Here is a 22,087-nt window from a genome sequence, read left to right as displayed (position 1 = left end):
TAGCGGTTTGGTTCGGGTGGAGGTAATTACATTAAAGGATGACCTCATAGAAAACCAGGTGCAGCGCCAATTTTGGCGCTGCACCTGGTTTTTAGGCTTAATAGATTGATATATCATGCTAGCGGTCCAATTTTTGCAATTCCTTGACCATAAATACAGTAGTCTTGTTCCTGCCGTTCTCTTTGGAATCATATAGTGCTTCATCCGCCCGCATCACCAGCTCTTCGGCGGTTTGGCCGTGGGCCGGAAACGATGAGATGCCTGCAGAGACCGTAATCGGTTGGCCGGTCGGACTGATCGTTGAGGCAAGCTGCGCGCGCAGCCGATCTGCCAGGGCTTTGGCTCTGTCCAGCTCTCCATGCCTGACTAAAATGCCAAACTCCTCGCCGCCATAACGGAAAGCTATATCTTCGTTGGAGAGAAGCTGTTGCATCAGCTGCGCCAAATAGCGAAGCACAGCATCGCCGACGACATGCCCGTAGGTATCATTCACCTGTTTGAAATGGTCGATATCGAACAGAATCAGAATAAAAGAAGGCTTGCTCTCGATCCATTCAGCGATCAGGCTGTCGAAACCTCTGCGGTTGACAAGACCGGTCAACCCGTCGATGTTCACTTTATGTCTTAAATTTGTCAGATCCCGATTCATGCTCTGCAATGCAATTTTGACGCTTCGCGACAATAAACTAACCTCATAGTAGTAAGAGTGAATGTCCGGCACGTTTGGGGCAGACACGGGGTTCAGCATAGCTTCGTCCGAGAATTGTGCCAATGTATTGAGCGGCTTGGCGATCCGGCTTGCGATCCACCAGGCCAGAACCAGAATCAACAACAGGAACGGCATGGCATGTAACAGCATTCTCTGAACCAGCTGCCGCAGCGGTTGATTGATCACCTCGTAAGGAGTCTGCGATACGATTCCCCAGGAACTTTTGGGCTCGTATGCATAGCCTACTAAGAAGATTTTGCCTGGAGTATTGGTGATCTTCCGGGAACCGCTTTGCCCCGAGATAACCGTCTCTACGGCTTCATTCTTAATATGCTGTCCTACCCGCGCTTGCTCCGAATGAAAGATCAGATCTCCATTTTTATCTACAACATACACATAAGAGCCGTCGCCGAAAAAATGCTTCCTGAGCATCGTACTCAGCACATTATCTTCCTCCAGATAAATCGTTCCCCCGACAAACCCTTTATAGTTTCCTTCATGATCTACGATGGGTGCTGATACCAGGATGATTAGCCGATCTGTATTCGTCGTACGGTAGGGCTCGGAGATGAAGGAGTTTTTCAAAATTACTGCTTCCTTACTCTGCTTGGAGTTCAGCTTATCTCCAATAGATATTCCAATATCCTGAGGGCTATAAGCCTGCACGACCCGATCAGCATCCGCAATGACGATAGAGTTGAAATATTCGCGGTTCGCTTGATAGAGATCATCAATCATTTGAGGATTGAGTTCATTCCCCCGTACGGATATGGAGGCGATCGCTGCAATATTCTCTTGCATTGTTGTTAATAGCTCATTTGTGTTAAAAGCCAGCTTTTTGGAATAGGATTCATTCTTATTCAAATAATTGTCGATCAAGGAGGTACGGTTAACCTGTAAAGCAGATGTAATGCTAGTCAGCATCGTGAGCAAAATAGCCGCAATAACCAGTAGTGAAATGGTGAACCGAAGGGTAATTCCTCTTTTGATAATGGATTTCAATGCCTCATCCCGCCTGCTTAAATTATGATGTAATGGACAATCCTGCCCTGAGTTATAACACATTATATAACAGAGCGTATGCCAGGAATATAGCTAAGGCAGATTCATGTTAATATGGAAGCAGATTCCGAAATGAAGGAGGACCTATGCATGAGAAAGTGGTTCGTCAAAAAGGAGGACAAGCTAGTCCAGAAATGTTCCCGATGCAAGCAGGAGAAAAAGCTGATATTTTATGCAAACAACTTTGGGGTGGTCAGAGGCTTGTGCCAATCATGCAGAAAAGAGGTCGGCGATAAGGAAGAGTTATTTCCAATATAAGGAGACATTCGTTTCCTGCGTTAAAACGGAGAAGCATCCATTTGATTCCAGTAAATCGGTAGAATATAATAGATGAACGGGCAGATGTCCGTCAAATACTAACGAAGAGGTACAGAATGATGATTAGAAAAATGGAACAAAAAGACAGGGAAGCTTTTGTGGAAATGTCCAATGAGTTCTATCACTCAGATGCGGTTCTACACAGCATTCCCGAGAGCTTCATTCGAAAGACCTTCGATGAGTTAATGGCCGGCAGTCCTTATATCGACGGCTATATCTTTGAATGCGATGACGAGGCGGCGGGATATTCCCTGCTCTCGATAACTTATTCGAACGAAGCCGGGGGCCTGGTGGTTTGGGTAGAGGAAATTTATATTCTTCCGAAATTCCAGGGCAGAGGCATCGGTAAGGAATATATGGACTTTATCGAAGAAGCTTATAAAGGAAAGGCAGCCCGAATCCGCCTTGAGGTGGAGGAAGCGAACGAACGCGCAATCAACATCTATAAGAACAAAGGATATAAACAGCTTGACTACGTTCAAATGTACAAAGGAAAATAATACGGTTAAGACGTTGATCTTACTTGCGTCTATTGGAAACAGGGATTATCTCAAAGCGCCTCCTATTGGGTGCGGGATGATCCCTGTCTTGTTGTAAATTCTGTTGACTTACACGCCTCAGGGAACAATAATAGGCTTAAGCAACAATATGTATTATCATTTTTGCACACGTTAACATTGTTAAGGAGGAAGCAATCTTGAAGATGACATTCCGGTGGTATGGGCAAGGCAATGACTCGGTGACGCTGGATCAGGTACGGCAAATCCCGGGTGTAGAAGGTATCGTATGGTCGCTGCATGATTTAGCTGCTGGAGAAGAATGGCCGATAGAACGCATCATGGCCGAGAAAGCTTATATTGAGAAGCATGGCTTTCACATCGATGTCGTAGAGAGTGTGAATGTACATGAGGATATCAAGCTTGGACGTCCGTCCCGCGACAAATATATAGAGAATTATAAGCGCACGATTGAGAAGCTCGGACAGGCCGGCGTTAAAGTAATCTGCTACAATTTTATGCCGGTCTTTGACTGGACGCGTACGGATATGTTCAAGGAATTGGAGGATGGCTCTACGGCGCTGTTCTTTGAGAAAGCGATTGTAGACGACATCGACCCGTTCGAACTTGTGCGCAGAATGGAGAGCTACACTTCGGAAATAACGATGCCAGGCTGGGAGCCGGAGCGCCTGCAGCATCTAGGCGAGCTGTTTGAAGCCTACAAGCAAGTGTCGGAAGAGGATCTGTGGGCGAACCTGCAGTATTTCCTACAGGAGATTGTCCCGGTGGCCGAAGCCAGTGGCATTAAAATGGCAATTCATCCCGATGATCCTCCATACTCAATCTTTGGCTTGCCGCGTATTATTACGAATAAAGAGAATATCGGCCGTCTGCTGAAGCTCGTCGACAGTCCTTCCAATGGCTTGACGATGTGCACGGGTTCCCTGGGCTCAAGCCGTGATAATGATGTCGCTGATATTATCCGTACCTATGCAGACCGCATTCCTTTTGCTCATATTCGCAATGTTCGTGTGTACGATAATGGAGACTTCATCGAGACCTCGCATCGGGCCAAGGACGGCTCCGTGGACATTACGGATGTCGTTAAGGCGTATCATGAGAACGGATTCACCGGTTATGCCCGTCCTGATCATGGCCGTCATTTATGGGGAGAGAAGTGCCGCCCAGGGTATGGGCTGTATGATCGCGCGCTAGGCATTATGTACTTATGGGGAGTGTGGGATTCCCTGGAACGAGAGAAGAATCGGTAGGTCAAATTTCCCGTCTCCCGACAGAAACAGATCGAAAGCTTCAATCAGGATAGATGTCGGGAGTCATTTATTGGTATATATTTTAATTTAATTCCTTTTAATTGCAAAATTTCTTATTATTAAGGGTTATTTTCGGGCTATTTTAAAATAAATCGTGGATCATTCTTATATGAACCTTCATATTGAATTGATAATATAAAAACACAGCAAGAAATTATTGATTCAAAACAGGAGGGGTTTAAGGATGTTTAAATGGAAGCGTTTCCTGACAGTTTTGGCAGCTACAACTCTGCTGGGATCGCTGGTTGCCTGTGGTGGCGGAGGAGAAGCAAAGAACAACACGCCATCAGACAAAGCTGGCAATTCGACAGCGGCGGCAGGGGATCAGCAAGTAAAACTTCGCATTATGTGGTGGGGCTCACAACCACGTCATGAAGCGACATTGGCAGCATTAGAACTATACACCAAGAATCATCCTAACATTACATTTGAACCTGAATATTCCGGTATGGACGGTTACTTGGACAAGCTGTCTACACAGGCAGCGGCCAAGAACGCACCGGATGTCGTTCAATTGGATCCAGGCTGGACTCCGGACTGGGCGGCACGCAACCAGCTTGTCGAGCTGACCTCGGAAGTTGATGTAAGCAAGATTGATCCGAAGTTGCTGGCCGGTGGACAATCCGATGGCAAACAATATGCGGTTCCCCTCGGATCGGTAGCTTATGGAATGATCTATGATAAAGCCGCGATGGATAAGCTGGGCATCAGCAATCCTCAGAACGGCTGGACTTGGGACGACTTCTTCGCTTTGGCTAAGGACTCCAAGTCTAAGCTTCCAAGCGGTCAATACTTCACCAAGGACTTTGCAGGCGATTACTTTGCTTACTCTGCATTCCAGTACAGCAAAGGCAAAGGCCAGGTTATAACAGATGACGGCAAATTCAACATTGATCAGGATACTTTCCTGGAGTGGACAAGAAAGTTCGAAGAGCTGCGCAAGGAAGGGATCGTGCCTCCAGCGGATGTGAACTCTTCAGACAAAGAATTTGACCCGCAAATGGACCTGATGGCCGCAGGCAAAATCCTGCTTCGTCTGAGCTTCTCCAATAACTACGGTTCTTGGGACAGCTTGCATCCAGCAGCCTACGCCTTGGTGACGATGCCTCGTTCGGAAGAAGCTGGCGGTTGGCTGAAGCCATCCATGTATTTGGCTGTAACGGAAGGCACTAAGCATGAAGCGGAAGCAAAGGAATTCGTTAACTGGTTCCTGAATGATCCAGAAGCAGCAAAAATTCTGGGTACGCAGCGTGGATTGCCTGCGAACAAAGACAATGCGAACGCGCTTGAAGCTGGCATGAGCGATGTCGATAAAGTGGGTCTGGAATTGTTGCGTGCAACTGAGCCAGACGGACAAACCTGGTCTGCGGGTGCTGGTGGCTGGACGAACTTCATCGATAAAGACTGGCTGCTTGTCCGCGATCAGCTCAGCTTCAACAAGATTACTCCAGAGCAAGCTTTTGACCAATTGAAGGAAGCTTCTAAGGCATATGAAAAATAATATAGAGCTGAAGCCCGGGACGATTCGTCCCGGGTCTTAGCATTAGGAGGACTACCTTATGAATACACCTGCATTTCCACATCCAGGGGACGGCTATCAGGCCTGGCTCGGGTATCGCAGAATACCATCCGGTAATTTGCGCGAGCAGTACTTGCCATATAATCGCATCATGATAGAGGAACATGCGGAGCGTGACGTGATCATCCAGGCTGCCATCGCTGAGTTGACCCGGGGTCTTGAAGGGATGCTTGGTCAAGCACCTGCAGTATTAAGCAGCCAAGAACCATCTCCAGGTATTGCGCTTGGGATCTTGGGCAGCAGTGCTGTGATTGATGGAGCATTTCAGGAAGGAACCTCCTTGAGGGTTGGCGAGGAAGGTTATGTCATTCGAACAGACAACTTGACTGGCTGCATCACGATCGGCGCGGTATCCTCCGTCGGTATTCTATACGGAGTCTTCCATTTGTTGCGACTGCTTGGCACGGGCACTCCTCTTGCCGGTCTGGACATTCTGGAGAATCCGGTTAATCAATTGCGAATGGTCAATCAATGGGATAATATCGACGGCAGCATCGAGCGTGGCTACGCCGGCAAATCGATCTTCTATGCAGACAACAAGATTACGAGCGACTTGGAGCGCATCCGTGATTATGCGAGGCTGCTTGCATCTTCCGGAATAAATGCAATCTCCATTAATAACGTGAATGTTCATAAATATGAGACGATGCTGATTACACCGGAATATCTGCCTGATGTAGCCGGAGTGGCTGATATTTTCCGCGCCTATGGCATCAAGCTGTTCCTAAGTGTGAACTATGCCAGCCCGTTGGAGATTGGCGGACTTGCTACTGCCGATCCGCTTGAGCCTGCTGTCCGCGATTGGTGGCGCAAGGCGGCAGCTGATGTGTATGCAGCGATTCCGGATTTCGGTGGCTTCCTGGTGAAGGCTGACTCGGAGAACCGTCCGGGACCGTTCACATACGGTCGTAATCATGCTGAAGGAGCGAATATGCTTGCCGAAGCGCTTGAACCCTATGGCGGCATTGTGATCTGGCGCTGCTTCGTCTATAACTGCAAGCAGGACTGGCGCGACCGGAAGACGGATCGGGCGCGGGCCGCTTACGATCATTTCAAGCCGCTGGATGGGCAGTTCAAAGAGAATGTCATTCTGCAAGTGAAGAATGGTCCGATTGATTTTCAGGTGCGCGAGCCTGTATCCCCACTGATTGGGGCAATGCCTGCGACGAACCAGGTAATTGAATTCCAGATCACGCAGGAATACACAGGCCAGCAGCGTCACGTATGTTATTTGGTTCCGCAGTGGAAAGAAGTGCTTGAATTCGACACCCATATCAAAGGCGAGGGCTCGGCCGTGAAGCGCATCGTTGACGGCAGCCTGCATGGCAGCCGTTACAGCGGTTTTGCCGCGGTATCGAATATCGGTAATGATGCCAACTGGACCGGTCATCTGCTGGCGCAGGCGAACCTGTATGGATACGGCCGCCTGGCCTGGAACCCGGAGCTGTCCTCAGAGCAAATCGCGGAGGAATGGATTCGTATGACCTTCGGCGGAGAGGCTGGCCTGGTTGACGTTATCCTGCGGTTATTGATGGATTCCTGGGGCATTTACGAGGCATATACCGCTCCGCTTGGCGTAGGCTTTATGGTAAGTCCAAATCATCATTACGGCCCGGACGTCGAGGGGTATGAGTATTCGATGTGGGGAACCTATCATTTTGCGGATTGGCAAGGGGTCGGTGTAGACCGGACTCAAGCGACGGGTACGGGATATACCACGCAATATGTGGGGGGAAACTTCGAGGTCTATGAGTCGCTGGACACTTGTCCTGACCATCTGCTGCTCTTCTTCCATCACGTGCCTTATACGCATGTGCTGCACTCCGGCAAGACTGTCATTCAGCATATCTATGATACCCACTTTGAAGGCGCGGAGCGGGCTGCCGAGCTTACGGACAGATGGGCGCAGCTTGCGGATCATATGGACAAAGGGCTGTATCAGCAGGTGGCGGAGCGTCTGGCTGAGCAAGCCGAGCACGCCAAAGAGTGGCGCGACCGGATTAATACGTATTTCTATCGCAGATGCGGTATTGCTGATGAGCAAGGTAGAGAGATTTATTAATTTTGCATGGTTTCCAATAAGAAGGAGAGGCGGAATGCTTCTTCTTTTTTTCGTTATATTTTGAAAGATTTCGAGGATTCCTCTCCTTTAGTCCCCATTGGGCCGCCTATATACTTAATATATAAACTGACTACAAGAGGTGAGCACATATGAAAAGTTCTACGGCCGTCTCCGCGACTGCGGTCAAGACCCCTAAGAAACGCCGTCCTTTTCTAAGCAGATGGAACGCCCCCATCGCAGGCTATTTATTCATTTCGCCTTGGCTGATCGGCTTCTTCTGTCTTACGGCATATCCGTTATTTCTATCCTTGTATTATTCCTTTACAGACTATACCTTAATGGAACCTATCAACTGGATTGGGCTTAAGAATTACGATCAAATTTTCACTGCCGATGCCAAATTCGTACAATCCGTTAAAGTCACTTTTATGTATGTGCTGGCTTCCGTTCCGCTTAAGCTGATCTTCGCCTTATTGGTGGCGATGGTGCTTAACCGGGCGATCAAGGGGATTACCTTCTACCGTACAGCGATTTATTTCCCTTCGCTGATCGGCGGCAGTATCGCGGTTTCGCTCTTGTGGCGGAATATCTTCGGCGTAGACGGTGTGTTCAATAAGATTATCGCCGTATTCGGTATTGCGGGGAAGGGCTGGATCACGAACCCCGATACGGCGCTCGGAACGCTGGTCCTGCTGAGCGTATGGCAGTTCGGTTCGACGATGGTTATTTTCCTGGCGGGGCTGAAGCAGATTCCATCCGACCTGTATGAGGCGTCCGGAGTGGATGGCGCGAACAAGTTCGTACAATTTTTCAAGATTACGTTGCCGATGCTCTCGCCTATTATGTATTTCAACCTGATCATGGCGGTCATTAACTCGTTCCAAATGTTTACCTCCGCGTTCGTTATTACGAATGGAGGACCGATGAACTCGACATATGTCTATGCTCTCTACTTATATGAACGTGCATTTAGCCGTTATCAATTAGGCTACTCTTCTGCTCTGGCCTGGATCATGCTTATTATGATCGTCGCGGCTACGCTTATTATCGCAGGTACTTCGAAATACTGGGTATTCTACGAAGAAACAGGAGGGAAGAAGAGAAAATGACCAAACAATGGAAAGCAACCTTCCGTCATATTTTTATGATCCTGTTCAGCTTATTGATGGTATACCCAGTCCTCTGGTGGATTGGGGCAGCATTAAAAGACAACACAGAGATGAGCTCTCCCAATATATTTCCGTCCGTGCCTCAGTGGAGCAACTTCACAAAAGGCTGGAATTCAGTGCCGGGTCATTCCTTTACCGATTTCTATCTCAACACCTTCGGGCTTGAAATTGCCGTGTTAATCGTTACGTTGCTCTCTTGTACGCTTGTGGCATTCGGATTCGGCAGATTGGATTTTCCACTTAAAAATTTCTGGTTTTCTCTGCTGATGTTGACGATTATGATGCCTGGACAAGTACTGATTATCCCGCAATATGCTTTGTTCCATAAATTGGGCTGGGTAAATACGTACCTTCCGTTCATCGTACCTCACCTGCTGGCAACGGGTGCCGGCGGAACCTTCTTCGTCTTCCTGCTGATCCAGTTCGTACGGGGGATTCCGAAAGAGCTGGATGAATCGGCCAAAATCGACGGCTGCAGCTGGTTTGGCATCTACTGGCGAATCGTTATGCCGTTGACGAAGCCGGCGATCGTAACTGTGATGATCTTCTGCTTCCTGTGGAACTGGGATGACTTCCTGGGGCATTTGCTCTATATTAACTCGGTTGATAAATATACAGTAGGTCTGGCTTTGCGAATGATTAACGATTCCCAATCCGCTCAGGAATGGGGACAATTGCTGGCTATGTCGTTAGTCTCTATCGTACCTGCTACACTCGTGTTCATGTTCCTGCAAAAACACTTTGTAGAAGGTATTGCTACGACTGGCATTAAAGGATAAAATGAAGGGCAACATCCCTATGCTTATATGCGGTAAAGCGATGAACTGTTTTGTTCGCGGCTTTACCGCTCTTTCTCATTTCGCGATTGGAGGAAGCAGACTAGCATGACTAACCCTTTCAAGAAATTCAGGATCGACCGGCTTTTCTTCTATCTGTTCTCGGGTGTGATCGTGATCGTCATCGCTTTGATTGCCTGGACAAGCTATAGCATCTCATCGAAAGCGCTGGTGCGGACTACCTCACATTATCAGCAGCAGCTGCTGGATGAGCTGAACAATGAGATTACGACGCGGCTTCTGATGATCGAGCAAGTCTCACTATCGACCTCCCGCGACTATGAGTTGATTACTTTTCTGATGAACAAAAAAGATGAGTATGATCGCTACCGCAGATATGTTGGCGTAGAGAATGCACTGGCTAATTTGACCTACTCGATCCCTTTAATACAGGGAATTGATCTCTATATGAACCGCCCTTTTCAAGGGGAAACGAAGTACTACATTCAATTTCGGGATATTAACGATTTGAATAGGCAGGAATGGTCCCATGTATTGGATAAAAATGATTTCGCCTGGAGTAGTGAACATGAAGTGACCAGCTTTCAGGGGGAAGTTCCCGTGCTTAGCTTCGCCCGGAAAATTATGTACGATGATAACTTTCTGGGTGTTCTTGTCATTCATATCAAAGCCGAGGAGATTCGATCTCTGTTATCAGGGAATACAGCCGGTTCGAACCGGATGATGACCAACATGGCAGGCGAGCAGATTGTTAAGATCGGCCATGTACTAAATCAGAACGAACTATCTAAATGGATTGATCTGAAGGATCAGCAGTCCGGTTATGTCCATATTCGCGGCAATTCGAATGTGGGCGATTCTCTGCTCGTATATTCGAAGCTGGATAATTCCAACTGGACTCTAATCGAGATGACGTCCTGGAACCAGATTACACAGGACAGCTTCAGATTGGCCGAGGTGATTGCGCTGATCGGTATTGCTGCCATCCTGATCGTCCTGCTGCTGACACACTATATTAGCAAACAGTTCACGAAGCCGATCAAAGAATTGGTGGCGGCAATGAGAATGTATTCAGTAGAGGGCAACAATGTGGAGCTGTCTGCGGACTATGAGAATGAATTCGGTTATCTGTTCTCAGGTTACCGTAAGCAAAATGAACGGATCGAGGAGCTGTATCAGTCTGTGCAGCTTCGTTATGAGCAGCAGCGCAAGGCAGAGATAGAAGCGCTGCAGGCTAATATTAACCCTCATTTTCTCTATAATATGCTGGATCAGTTAAACTGGATGGCGATCGAAGCCGGACAGGATGAGCTCAGTCGGATTCTGGAGCTGATGGGACGCATGTTCCGGATCGGCTTGTCCAATGGGGATACTTTCATTACAATTGGCGATGAACTGGAGCATATCAAGAGTTACCTGGAGATCCAGCAATTGCGCTGGGGCGGGGGCTTGCAATACGCGATAGATGCGCCGGCCGAGCTTCGGCCCTTCTTCATCCCCAAGCTAACACTACAGCCCTTTGTAGAAAATTCGATTGTTCATGGCTTTAATAAAAGGCTGCATGGCTATGTCCATATCAAGCTGGCAGCCTATGAAGATTCGCTATTCATTATCATCGATGATGATGGCAGCGGCTTAACGCGAGCGGTCGATGAACAGCAGAAGCGCCGCACCGGAGGTTACGGCATCCGCAATGTCAGAGAACGGATCGCGGGCTATTTTGGCGAGGAATACGGAATTACTCTCAGTGAACGGCAAGAGGGCGGGACCCGGGTCGAGATTCTCCTCCCTCTATTAACGAAGCCGCCGGCTTAGAGAGAAGATCATTTCAACGCTGAATTCAAGGATTGCTGTTGATTAAGCCAGCTGTTGATTTAAGCCCCCTGCTGCTTCATGTTAGTTCAGAATTGATACCTTATCGGCGAAAGCTGATGAAATTCTGTATCGCAAGAAAACCTCTCTGTGGATCGCGGCCGCTCTCTTTGGATGACTGCGATCGGTATTCCTATCAAAGGGATTTGTTAAGCAATCTCTCATATACTTCGGTGTATTTTTAAATAAATCGTGCATCTCTCTTATACCCATGGGAGATGCCGATAAGTATTATAGAAATTGAAAGCGGTTTATTTACCGTTTGCCTTGTTATAAATCTTTCAGTCCAGAACTGAATTATATAGCGGACTTTATATCCCTGATACATGAATCTTGGTATAGCTTAAGGAGGTAAGTATCGTGCGGAAGATCGCCATTATTGATGATGAACGCCAGGTACTGCAAGGGATGAAGCGGGTCATCCCCTGGGGGGAACTGAATGCGGAGTGGGCCGGGGAAGCGCTGAACGGACAGGACGGACTAGAGATGATTCGGGAGACACAGCCGGATATTGTCATAACGGATATCTATATGCCGATGATGGGTGGGCTGGATATGATCGAGCATTTAAGAAAGGATGGTTTCGGCGGGAAAATTATTATCCTGAGCGGATACTCCGACTTTGAGCATGCGAGGCAGGCGCTGCGCTACAATGTTAGCGATTATGTGTCAAAGCCGATCAGTGTTCCCACATTAAAGAGCGTCTTATATAAAGTTATTCAAGAGCTTGTTGAAGAGGAAGAGAAGGCTAACATCCAGGTGGAGCTTAAACATAAGCTGATGATGTATGAGCCTTTTATCGAGAAGGAATGGGTAAGATCTGCCGCTGTAGGTACGCTTAACCGTTACTATCAAGATGGCGCCCATCTGCCGGAGGCTTATCAGTATTGGGCCGATTGCAGCCATGTGGCGATGGGGATCGATCTGGTTCGTGACGGCCGGGCGAACGAGCTATCTGTATCCGATTGGAATTTGTTCCGCTTCGCCATCAGCAATATTGTCTGCGAAGTCGCGCGAAAGGTGTTTCCTGTTATCGAGTATACAGAGCTCCATAGTACAAGGGCCGTGTTGATTATCCATCCCGAGCGCGGCCGCTCCTGCGCGCAGTTGGAGGAGGCGCTGAGGGAGCTTGGCATCAAGCTGATCGATAACGTCAAGAGCTACTTAAGGCTGGCTATTTGTGTCGGGATCGGAAAGGTGCGCGAGGATTGGACGAAGCTGCCGGAATCGACAGAGGAGGCTTTTCGAGCGATCGATCGCCGAGAACAGAGGATGGTTCCTTCCTACGATTTATATAATTATAAGGGACAGATGAGAGACGATTCGGAGCAGGTTGCATTGTTCCCGGTTAAATTCTCCTTCAAGCTGGCCAGCGCTATGAAGACGGCTCAGGAGGCCGAGGCGCAGCAGATCGTTGCCGAGTATATCGAGGAGCTTGGGAAGCAGGATGGAATCTCCAAAGATTATGTACAAATGTTAGGCAGCGAGTTATGGGGCATCATGACCTATTGCTTGTATGAGGCAGGTATTTTCCTCGACGATCTATTTACAAATGACCAGATTGCCAAAGAACTGCTAACGTTATACCAGCCTGAGCAGCTGGCGGAATGGCTGTCAGCAAAAATCTCGCTGATATGCAACAGCAGGCAGATGAAAGGGAGCAGCAAGCACAGACAGGTTGTCGATTTTATGACCCAGTATATTCATGAGCATTATGCCGAAGATTTGACGCTTGCTGATTTGTCAGACAAGGTGTATATTTCCCGAAACCATTTATCAATCATCTTCAAAAATATTACCGGTGAGACCTTCAATAACTATTTAACCCGGGTACGGATGGAGAAGGCGCGTGAGCTATTGCTGGAGCGGAATCTGCTGGTCTATGAGGTAGCGGAGCAGGTTGGCTATAAGAATGTTCCTTACTTCAGCACGTTATTCAAGAAGGTTACGGGAATGAATCCGACAGAGCTTATCAAATAAAAAGATTGAAACCATAAATTTCATAGGGAATTCAAGAGAAGTCCATTCAAATGAGTTCAAGAAGTCCAAGGTTCAGTGAGGAAGTTAATGCCTTCGAGGTGCGTTTTTTCAAAGCTCCTCAATTGGATGAAGCCGGAACTTATTGTAAGGGGGGAGCTTATGATTCGCGTTGCAATAATAGGTACAGGCTCTATTTCCAGAGCTCATCTTCAGGCTTATGCCCTGTTTCCGCAGCGTTGTGAAGTGGTCGCGCTTGCAAACAGACATGTGGAAAGAGCAAACCGACTGAAGGAAGAATTCCTGCTCGATTGCACAGTTACTGAGGATTATCATGAGCTGCTTCACAATAAGGATATAGACTTAATCTCGATCTGTACACCTCCCCATACGCATGCGAAGATCGCAGCCGATTGTTTGCTTGCGGGTAAGCATGTTCTGGTGGAGAAGCCCATGGCGATGTCTCTGGAAGAATGCGATCGCATGCTGGAAGCCGCCGACAAAGCGGGGCGCATCCTGTCTGTCATTGGGCAAAGCCGCTTCGATGATTCGATCATGAAGCTTAAACATATACTGGATTCCGGTCTGGCAGGCCGTATCCTGCATGCCCAAGTAGAGGCGCACTGGTGGAGAGGCTCCAGCTACTATGATATGTGGTGGAGAGGAACCTGGGAGCAGGAAGGGGGCGGCTGCACGCTGAATCATGGCGTCCATCATATCGATCTGCTGCAATGGATGATGGGGATGCCGCAGTCGATACAGGCTGTAATCAGCAATGCCGCGCATAACAACTCGGAGGTGGAGGATCTCTCGATTGCTATTTTCAGTTATGAGCAAGGCGGACTGGCCCAGGTCACAAGTTCAGTCGTTCATCATGGCGAGGAAAGGCAGATTGTCCTTCAAGGCGAGCATGCAAGTATCTCAACCCCGTGGAAGGTGGTTGCCTCCGCTTCACGACCGGACGGATTTCCGGAGCGAAATGAGGCGCTTCAGCAGAAGATCGAGCAATTTGGAAGCGGCTATGAGCCGTTGAAGTACAGCGGTCATGCCGGACAGATCAATGATATCCTGCTTGCCATTGAGCATGATTCGCTTAAGGTGCTGATCGATGGCCGTGAGGGCCGGAAAGTGATTGAACTGATTACCGCGATCTATGAAGCGGCGACGATGCGCAGGTCGGTTAACCTGCCTTTGAGTACAGATAGCCTATTTTATACACGGGAAGGTCTGCTGGCGAACGCACCGCGCTTTCACAAGAAGGAGATTTCAGCCCTCTCCCGTGAGGAAGAATAATAGCAGAGATAAGCAGGAGCTTATGTCAGGAGGGGAACTATGAAAACGGTGAAATTCAGTATTATCGGCGGAGCCGGCTTCCGCGCGCAGTATTATCTCAGAATTGCTCAGGCAATGCCCGAGCGGTTCCAGGTTAGCGGTATGGTCGTCAGGAATGAGGCTAAAGCGCTGGAAATGGAAAAGAAATGGGGCGTATCAACCTATCGGACATTGGATCAGATGCTGCAAAGCGAAAGCCCGGATTTTATCGTCGTCTCCGTAAGCGGCAATGAAGGTCTGAATTATCTGTGCAGGCTGGCAGAGGAAGGGATACCGGTATTGGCAGAGACACCGCCTGCCCCCGATCTGGAAGGACTGGAACAATTGCATGATCAGCTGCTTGCTACTCGTGCCCGTATTCAGGTGGCTGAGCAATATCAGTTCCATCCGATTCAGGAAGCACGCCTGGCCCTGATTCAGTCGGGGAGATTAGGCCGAATTACAGAGGCAACGGTATCGGTATCTCATCTGTATCACGGCGTAAGTCTTATCCGTAAAATGTTGGGGATCTCATTCGAAAATGTAAAAATTCGAGGAATGCGATTCGAATCGCAGTGGGTTGGCGGGCCAACTCGGGAGGGGAGCCCGACAGAGGATCGAATGATTCCACTGCAAAGAGATTTGGCCTGGCTCGATTTTGGAGATCGCCTTGGAATATATGATTTTACGAAGGATCAGCACCGTTCCTGGACGCGTTCGAACCATTTGTCTGTCAGAGGGGAGCGCGGAGAAATCTTCGACGGTCGCGTTCTGATCCAACAGAAATCGACGATACCGCTCCAATTGGAGCTGAAACGGATCAACAAGGGGGAGCTGGAGAATCAGGAGGGCTACTTCCTGCAAGGGATTTTGTGCGGGGAGAAATGGCTGTACGAAAATCCCTATGCCCCGGCCAGATTATATGATGACGAGATCGCTATTGCCCACTGCTTACAGAAGATGGGGGATTATGTTGCCGGCGGACCGGAGTTCTACAGTGTGGCCGAGGCGTCGCAGGATCATTATCTCGGCATGATGATCGAGAAGGCGATATTATCAGGTGAGGTTGTCGAGACCCGGCATCAGCGCTGGTCCAGATGATGGATAAGATAAGTAGAGAAACGATGGACCCGACCTAGACAGGTATTCCGATAATTGGGCGAAGTATACAGAGATAGATGCCTAATCATTTGTTGCAATCGCGGAATATGATGGTGTGTACTCTTAATCAAGGAGGGATACACGTTGGGTGAAGTAGTTGGTGGATTAGGTTGTGGACCTGGAGTTGGCGGATTATGGACTTCTACTGGAGCGATCTTGGTTCTGTTTATCTTGCTGGTAATTATTACAAGAAGCTTTTGTTTCTAATTAATCTTTGACACACATACCCCTCTAATAAACAGGCCATATTGTAAGCAAATGTGGAAGCTCCGAAATAAGAGAAGCCTGCTAACCTTTAATGGGTTGGCGGGCTTTTTTTACATATTAACGACCTCCGCATATTGATTATCCTGCTGGAAGAGGCATATAATACAAACATATGTTCTGTAAGAGGTGAGACTAATGTTAAATGATCTGGAACGCAAGGTGCTCCGAATTCTGTACAACTTCTCAACGCAGCGGCGCCGAATGCCGACAAAGCCCGAGTTAGAGCGTACAACGGGCCGTCAATACCGGGATATCAAATCCGCTCTGGATGTGTTGGTGCAGGAAAGGTATATTTTCTGGCCGGATAACCCTCAACTTGATACGATTGTGATTCTGGAAGGATGGGAACGGGATGCATTTATTCCTAAATCCAAGCCAACTATATTCGAGTAACCTTGATTTTCTGAATTATCATTGGGAATAGCCGAGGAAAGTAGAATCGGGATTAAGAATTGCAAAACTAAAATGTATTGTATATGCTTGTTTCATCTAGAAACTGTTGGCTCCAATGAGATTAAGGGCATTAGAGCAGCACAATTACTGAGTGGGAGGATTTCATAATCATGAGTACATCACAGTTGTTTGCCAGACCACAGCTTGCTGATTGTGTGCCTGACCTAGTTGCTACGGCGCGGGGAGATAAGAAGGCTACACTGGTTATCAAGAATGCGAAGCTGGTCAATGTATGTTCCGGAGAGATTCAGGACGGTATATCGATTGGCGTTCAAGGCAGCCGGATTGCCTTCGTGGGGACGGATGCCAGCCATATGATCGGTGCAGATACGAAGATCATCGATGCTGCCGGACGTTATGTTGCTCCAGGTTTGCTGGACGGTCATTGTCATATTGAGAGCAGTCAGATCACACCAACCCAATTCGCCAGAGCCGTGCTTCCGAAGGGTACGACGGGCGGATTTTTTGATGCTCATGAGATTACCAATGTATTGGGATTGCCGGGCCTGAGACTCATGCTGGACGAAGCCAGACAAACCCCGCTTGCCGCTTATATGCAGGTTGCTTCTTGTGTTCCGTCTACAGGTCCGGATATGGAGACGGCGGGCGCTGAGATCGGCCCGGCAGAGGTTGCTGAAGCCTTCACTTGGGGGCCTGATATGATCGCTTTGGGCGAAGTTATGAACTTCCCAGGCGTAGTATTTGGTGACGAGAAGATGATTGGAGAGATTCAGGCTACGCTGCGTGCGGGCAGAGTAGCGGACGGGCACTATACGTGGCCGGTGGATGACTGGAGAATATCTGCTTATGCGGCCAGCGGCATTACCGGCTGCCATGAGAGCGTGAACGCTGAGGATGTTATCGAGCGTGTCAGAAGAGGCATGTACGCCAAAATGAGACGCGGTTCAGCTTGGCATGATGTTGCCGAATCGATTAAGGCGCATACCGACTATGGCATTGATACACGTCGCATGATGCTCGTTACAGACGATCGCAGCCCGGAATCTCTTGTCGATGAGGGACATATGGACTTTGTAGTTCGTCATGCGATCTCGCAGGGCGTACGTCCGGTAACGGCTTTCCAGATGGCGACGATCAATACGGCAGAACGCTTTGGGGTTGCCCGGGACGTGGGCACCATTACGCCAGCTTCTATCGCTGACATTATCATCCTTGATGGAAATCTGGCCGATGTGAACGTTGTAATGACGATTGCGGCTGGACAAGTTGTGGCCGAGAATGGCAAGATGACTGTGGAATTGCCTGAATTCGAATATCCGCAGGAGGCTATTAACTCGGTGCACCTTACCCGTGCTGTGACTGAGCAGGACTTTGTGATCGAAGCGCCAATCCAGTCCGGTGAATTGACGGCGCGAGCTATTGGGGTTCGCGAGAACCATGTGGATACGACCGAAGACCTCGTGTATGTACGGATCGAGAACGGACAGGTAGCCCTTAGGGTAGAGGATGGCATTTCCAAGCTGGCTGTCATTGAGCGTCACAAAGGAACGGGCAATAAGACCGTAGGCCTGGCATCGCGCGTTGGCTTCAATGTGCCGGCTGCAATCGCAACGACCGTTGCTCATGACTGTCATAATGTGATGATCATCGGCAATTCCGATGCTCTGATGGCCAAGGCTGCAAATACCGTTGCTGAAATGCAGGGCGGTATCGCGGTTGTTACCGAAGACAAGATCGTCAAGCTGCCGCTGCCGGTGGCCGGATTGATGTCAAATGCGCCGTTCGAACAGGTGGCCGAGCAATCCCGTGCGGTAAGCCAGGCGTTGTATCAAGCAGGCTGCACAATGAACTATGCCTTCATGACCTTGTCACTGCTGGCGCTGGTGGTTATTCCTGAACTGCGTATTTCCGATCTTGGTCTGTTCAAGATGACAGAGCAGGGCTTCGTGAAGGTTCCTTTGTTCGTCGAGGAGCCATAAGACAGGCAACAGGGACTGTCACTATTTGACATACGGCTGCTGCCATAGTTAAATAATAGGTAATTGAATAGGAAATCCACTAGGGGAGTCGTGATAACGACTGAGACAGGATAAATCCTGGACCCTTTGAACCTGATCTAGTTAGCACTAGCGTAGGAAAGTGGAGTCGGACTGAATTGCTATAGCTATATTTGTTAAGTGACAGGCCGCTCCATATCCGGAGCGGCCTTTTTGCTGTGTAAACCGGACAGGGATTTGCATCTGCATTTGATATATTCATGCGAATCAAGGGGGTTCATCAGCCCTCATAGCGGATTTCTTTATTCAGGAGATATGCAAGTTGAACAAATGAAAACTTAGTCATTTGGGAGGATAGTTCAACTTTTATCGTTTCAAAAAAATTTGGAGGTGGAGATCATGAGTTTTACGAGACAGCTTCGTCAGCAAGCAGATTCTATTTTTCAAGCTATTTATAACCATCCATTTGTACGTGGGATCGCGGACGGAACATTGAAGCGGGAGCAGCTGATCCATTATGTGAAGCAGGATTTTGAGTATTTGAACGCCTTTATGCGGATTTATGGCATTGCCATATCCAAGAGCCGGACGCGGGAAGAGATCGAGATGTTTAACGAGCAGATCAACTTCGTGCTGCATAGCGAAGTGCACCCGCATAACAATTTTTGCCGCGTGGCTGGCGTTACTTATGAGGAACTCCAGGGGTTCCCGCTGGCTCCCTCAGCCCATCATTATATCCGCCATATGCTAACCGTTGCGCACGAAGGCAGCCTGGGTGAGATCGTATCCGCTTTGCTGCCGTGTCCTTGGACCTATATCGAAATCGGCCAGCGTTTGCTGGAGGAAGTCAAACCGGATGAATCGCATCCGTTCTACGATTGGATCGATTTCTACGGGGGAGGAATGTCGGATCTGACCGAACGATTCTGCCGTTATGTGGACGATTGGGCTGAGCGCGTGACCGAAGCCGAGCGGCTGCGGATGAGAGAGCATTTTCTGCTGAGCTGCCAACTGGAATATATGTTCTGGGACATGGCCTTCCGCGAGGAAGAATGGCCGGTTGCTATGAATTTAGGAAGCGGGGCTGAAAGAGTATAAGAGCTGAAATTTGAGTGTATGTGTGGTGGAACTGAATGAGTATGAGTGCAGAAATGGGAGTGTAAGTGAACTGGAACGGAATGAATATAAAAGCTGAAATTAGGTATGCAGCTGGAAATGATGCAGCCGTAGAGGTAGGAACAGTTAAGGGATCGGAGCTTCAGTATGCTGGCTGGGAATCATCTGGTCTGCCGTGATTCGCCGAGTAGCAGTGAAATGGACTATTAACTTATTGCGCCATCAGATAAACAGATGGGAAGGGTACCGGACTACAAATTTGAGAATGGGGTTGATTTGCAATGAGTACACTCGAACAGGATATTGCTGCACTATTAACTAAAGTACAGAAGGCAAGGCCGCTCGTACATAATATGACGAACGTGGTCGTTACCAATTTCACTGCGAACGGTCTGCTTGCGCTTGGCGCGTCACCAGTGATGGCCTATGCCAGGGAAGAAGTAGCAGATATGGCCAAGGTGGCTGGTGCGCTGGTACTGAATATCGGCACGCTGTCGACGGAGCAGGTGGACGCAATGATCATCGCCGGGAAGTCAGCCAATCTTCATGGTGTTCCCGTACTTTTGGACCCAGTAGGTGTAGGGGCGACTCGCCTTCGTACGGAGTCAGCCCAGCGAATTCTTCGTGAAGTGAAGATTTCTCTAATTCGCGGTAATGCTTCCGAAGTCGCTAACCTGGTTGGTGAGGTCTCAGACATTAAAGGAGTAGATGCGGCCGAGAGCAGTGCGGGAGCAAATGCGGAAATCGCACTCCGGGCGGCTCGCCAATTTAATGCAATAGTAGCCATTACTGGCAAAGAAGATGTTATAGCTGATGGGGTCCATTACCGGGTCATCAGCGGCGGAGATGTGCTGCTGACGCAGGTGACCGGAGCAGGCTGCTTGCTGACATCTGTGCTGGGGGCTTTCGCGGCGGTCGAGCGCGATATGATGCTTGCGGGCACAGCGGGATTGGCTTATTACGGTGCGGCGGCAGCTCGTGCTGCGGAGCGGACCGCCTCGTTAGGTCCTGGCAGTTTCCAGGTTGCTTTTCTGGATGAACTGGCTAAGCTTCATCCTCATTCAGTAAAGGGGTATGCAGCTATAGCTGAGCCGAATAGCATGGCTGCAGGGGGGGAATCAAGATGAGTATTCCTAGAGCTCTGACGATCGCCGGTTCGGATAGCGGCGGCGGCGCCGGAATTCAGGCTGATCTCAAGACCTTTCAGGAGCTGGATGTGTTTGGGATGTCGGCGATTACCGCGATTACAGTTCAGAATACGCTTGGTGTTGAGAAGGTATATCCGTTGCCGCCTGAGGCATCCGCCGAGCAGATCAGGGCGGTAGGTTCGGATATCGGCGTCGACGCGCTCAAGACAGGAATGCTCTTCAACGCGGAAATTATAGAACAGGTCGCGGGACAGATTGCCAGCTTCGGCTGGCGAAATGTTGTTATTGATCCGGTGATGATCGCCAAAGGCGGAGCGTCGCTGCTGCTCACCGAAGCGATTCAGGCGATGAAGGAGCATTTGCTCCCGCTTGCCCTGATCGTTACGCCGAATATCCCAGAGGCGGAGGTGCTATCCGGCATCCAAATCCGTACGATGGAGGACCGCCGCGAAGCTGCGAAGCGTATCGCTGAATATGGTGCGCGAACCGTGGTCATCAAGGGCGGCCATGATCATGGGGAGCGAGTAATAGATCTATTGTACGATGGCAGCACATTTACAGGACTCGCTGGCAGACGCATTAAGACCAAGCATACGCACGGGACCGGCTGCACCTTCTCGGCCGCTATCGCGGCAGGCCTGGCAAAGGGGCTGACGGTAGAGCGGGCTGTTGAGGAGGCGCGCGCTTTCATCCAAGCGGCGATTGAGGACACCTTGGAGCTGGGGCAGGGTCATGGACCAACCAATCATTGGGCCTACTGTCGAAGGAGGGTGAAGGTCTGATGAATGAGGATATGATGTCTGTGAAGGCAAGCGCTGGCAGAAACGATCGGGAAAGCGCAGCGGAAGAAGCCCGGGGAAATGATGGAATGAGGAAAAGGAAATGGGAAGTTGGCAAGTGCGATTTGGTAAATCAAGGTCCGTTAGACGATGGTATGAAGGGGAATGGGGAATTCGGCAGAAAACACGCCAGAATCTCTTCTGATCGGATGCGAGAGTATTTGCAGCTCTATCTGGTAGTGGGTACTGTGAACTGCAAAGAAAATCCAGTCAAGGTCGTGCGCGAGGCGCTGGAGGGCGGAGTTACACTCGTTCAGCTCCGGGAGAAAGGGCCCGGAAGTCTGACGGGGGGAGCCCGGCTGGAGCTCGCCAGGCGGCTGCGGGCCTTGTGCCACAGCGCGGGAGCTTTGTTCATCGTCAATGACGATGTAGAGCTGGCGCTGGCGGTGGATGCCGATGGGGTTCACATCGGCCAGGAGGACGAGGCGGCGGACCGCGTGCGTGCCCGTATCGGCGAGCGG

The 22,087-nt window shown here is 49.3% G+C and carries 19 protein-coding genes and 1 riboswitch; of the genes, 18 read left to right on the top strand and 1 reads right to left on the bottom strand.

Features of this window, described 5'->3' with window-relative positions:
* Positions 1-118 precede the first annotated feature (118 nt).
* Entirely contained in the window at positions 119-1,711 is a 1,593-nt protein-coding gene (locus tag BN1360_RS25055) for a sensor domain-containing diguanylate cyclase (protein ID WP_068782592.1), read from the bottom strand.
* Positions 1,712-1,857: 146 nt separating this feature from the next.
* On the opposite strand from BN1360_RS25055, the gene BN1360_RS25050 reads away from it, so the two are divergent.
* The 18 genes from BN1360_RS25050 to BN1360_RS24970 all read left to right on the top strand — a co-directional run.
* Complete coding sequence (locus BN1360_RS25050; protein WP_157259364.1) at positions 1,858-2,007, top strand: hypothetical protein; 150 nt, start codon at positions 1,858-1,860, stop codon at positions 2,005-2,007.
* A 138-nt stretch (positions 2,008-2,145) separates the two neighbouring features.
* Complete coding sequence (locus tag BN1360_RS25045; protein WP_218652962.1) at positions 2,146-2,589, top strand: GNAT family N-acetyltransferase; 444 nt, start codon at positions 2,146-2,148, stop codon at positions 2,587-2,589.
* Positions 2,590-2,786: 197 nt separating this feature from the next.
* Positions 2,787-3,857 carry a mannonate dehydratase gene (gene uxuA / locus BN1360_RS25040; RefSeq protein ID WP_068782591.1) on the top strand — a complete coding sequence of 357 codons (1,071 nt, stop codon included), beginning with the start codon at positions 2,787-2,789 and terminating at the stop codon, positions 3,855-3,857.
* Between the two features lie 244 nt (positions 3,858-4,101).
* Positions 4,102-5,418, top strand: coding sequence for an ABC transporter substrate-binding protein (locus tag BN1360_RS25035; protein WP_068782590.1), 1,317 nt, complete (start codon positions 4,102-4,104; stop codon positions 5,416-5,418).
* Between the two features lie 58 nt (positions 5,419-5,476).
* A complete protein-coding gene (locus BN1360_RS25030; protein ID WP_068782589.1) occupies positions 5,477-7,558 on the top strand; it encodes an alpha-glucuronidase family glycosyl hydrolase in 2,082 nt (693 codons plus the stop codon).
* A 149-nt stretch (positions 7,559-7,707) separates the two neighbouring features.
* On the top strand, positions 7,708-8,667 hold the full coding sequence (locus BN1360_RS25025; RefSeq protein WP_068782588.1) for a carbohydrate ABC transporter permease: 960 nt from the start codon (positions 7,708-7,710) through the stop codon (positions 8,665-8,667).
* A complete protein-coding gene (locus tag BN1360_RS25020; protein WP_068782587.1) occupies positions 8,664-9,506 on the top strand; it encodes a carbohydrate ABC transporter permease in 843 nt (280 codons plus the stop codon). Before BN1360_RS25025 ends, BN1360_RS25020 begins: the two co-directional genes overlap by 4 nt.
* Positions 9,507-9,611: 105 nt before the next feature.
* Positions 9,612-11,339: a sensor histidine kinase gene (locus BN1360_RS25015; protein ID WP_068782586.1), complete on the top strand. Its 1,728-nt coding sequence runs from the start codon at positions 9,612-9,614 to the stop codon at positions 11,337-11,339.
* Positions 11,340-11,756: 417 nt separating this feature from the next.
* Entirely contained in the window at positions 11,757-13,376 is a 1,620-nt protein-coding gene (locus BN1360_RS25010; protein WP_068782585.1) for a response regulator transcription factor, read from the top strand.
* A gap of 159 nt (positions 13,377-13,535) precedes the next feature.
* Entirely contained in the window at positions 13,536-14,666 is a 1,131-nt protein-coding gene (locus BN1360_RS25005) for a Gfo/Idh/MocA family protein (RefSeq protein WP_068782584.1), read from the top strand.
* Between the two features lie 39 nt (positions 14,667-14,705).
* Entirely contained in the window at positions 14,706-15,785 is a 1,080-nt protein-coding gene (locus BN1360_RS25000; protein ID WP_068782583.1) for a Gfo/Idh/MocA family protein, read from the top strand.
* 144 nt (positions 15,786-15,929) lie between these two features.
* On the top strand, positions 15,930-16,052 hold the full coding sequence (locus BN1360_RS26280) for a hypothetical protein (RefSeq protein WP_267490895.1): 123 nt from the start codon (positions 15,930-15,932) through the stop codon (positions 16,050-16,052).
* A gap of 195 nt (positions 16,053-16,247) precedes the next feature.
* Positions 16,248-16,505 carry a hypothetical protein gene (locus BN1360_RS24995; protein ID WP_068782582.1) on the top strand — a complete coding sequence of 86 codons (258 nt, stop codon included), beginning with the start codon at positions 16,248-16,250 and terminating at the stop codon, positions 16,503-16,505.
* A gap of 170 nt (positions 16,506-16,675) precedes the next feature.
* Positions 16,676-18,505: an adenine deaminase gene (locus BN1360_RS24990; RefSeq protein WP_068782581.1), complete on the top strand. Its 1,830-nt coding sequence runs from the start codon at positions 16,676-16,678 to the stop codon at positions 18,503-18,505.
* 71 nt (positions 18,506-18,576) lie between these two features.
* A riboswitch (TPP riboswitch) is annotated at positions 18,577-18,681 on the top strand.
* A 241-nt stretch (positions 18,682-18,922) separates the two neighbouring features.
* Positions 18,923-19,621 carry a thiaminase II gene (tenA, locus tag BN1360_RS24985; RefSeq protein WP_068782580.1) on the top strand — a complete coding sequence of 233 codons (699 nt, stop codon included), beginning with the start codon at positions 18,923-18,925 and terminating at the stop codon, positions 19,619-19,621.
* A gap of 299 nt (positions 19,622-19,920) precedes the next feature.
* A complete protein-coding gene (gene thiM / locus BN1360_RS24980; RefSeq protein ID WP_068782579.1) occupies positions 19,921-20,766 on the top strand; it encodes a hydroxyethylthiazole kinase in 846 nt (281 codons plus the stop codon).
* The gene (gene thiD / locus BN1360_RS24975) at positions 20,763-21,569 is read left to right on the top strand and encodes a bifunctional hydroxymethylpyrimidine kinase/phosphomethylpyrimidine kinase (protein ID WP_068782578.1); all 807 of its coding nucleotides are present in this window, start codon (positions 20,763-20,765) and stop codon (positions 21,567-21,569) included. The genes thiM and thiD overlap by 4 nt, the downstream gene beginning before the upstream one ends.
* Before the next feature lie 152 nt (positions 21,570-21,721).
* The coding region (locus BN1360_RS24970; RefSeq protein ID WP_195714325.1) for a thiamine phosphate synthase at positions 21,722-22,087 on the top strand (366 nt) is incomplete at its 3' end.

It is taken from the genome of Paenibacillus sp. GM2 (genome assembly GCF_900069005.2).
Classification (GTDB): Bacteria; Bacillota; Bacilli; order Paenibacillales; family Paenibacillaceae; genus Fontibacillus.
Note: the sequence above shows the minus strand (reverse complement) of the source record. Positions and strands in the feature narration are given on the sequence as shown.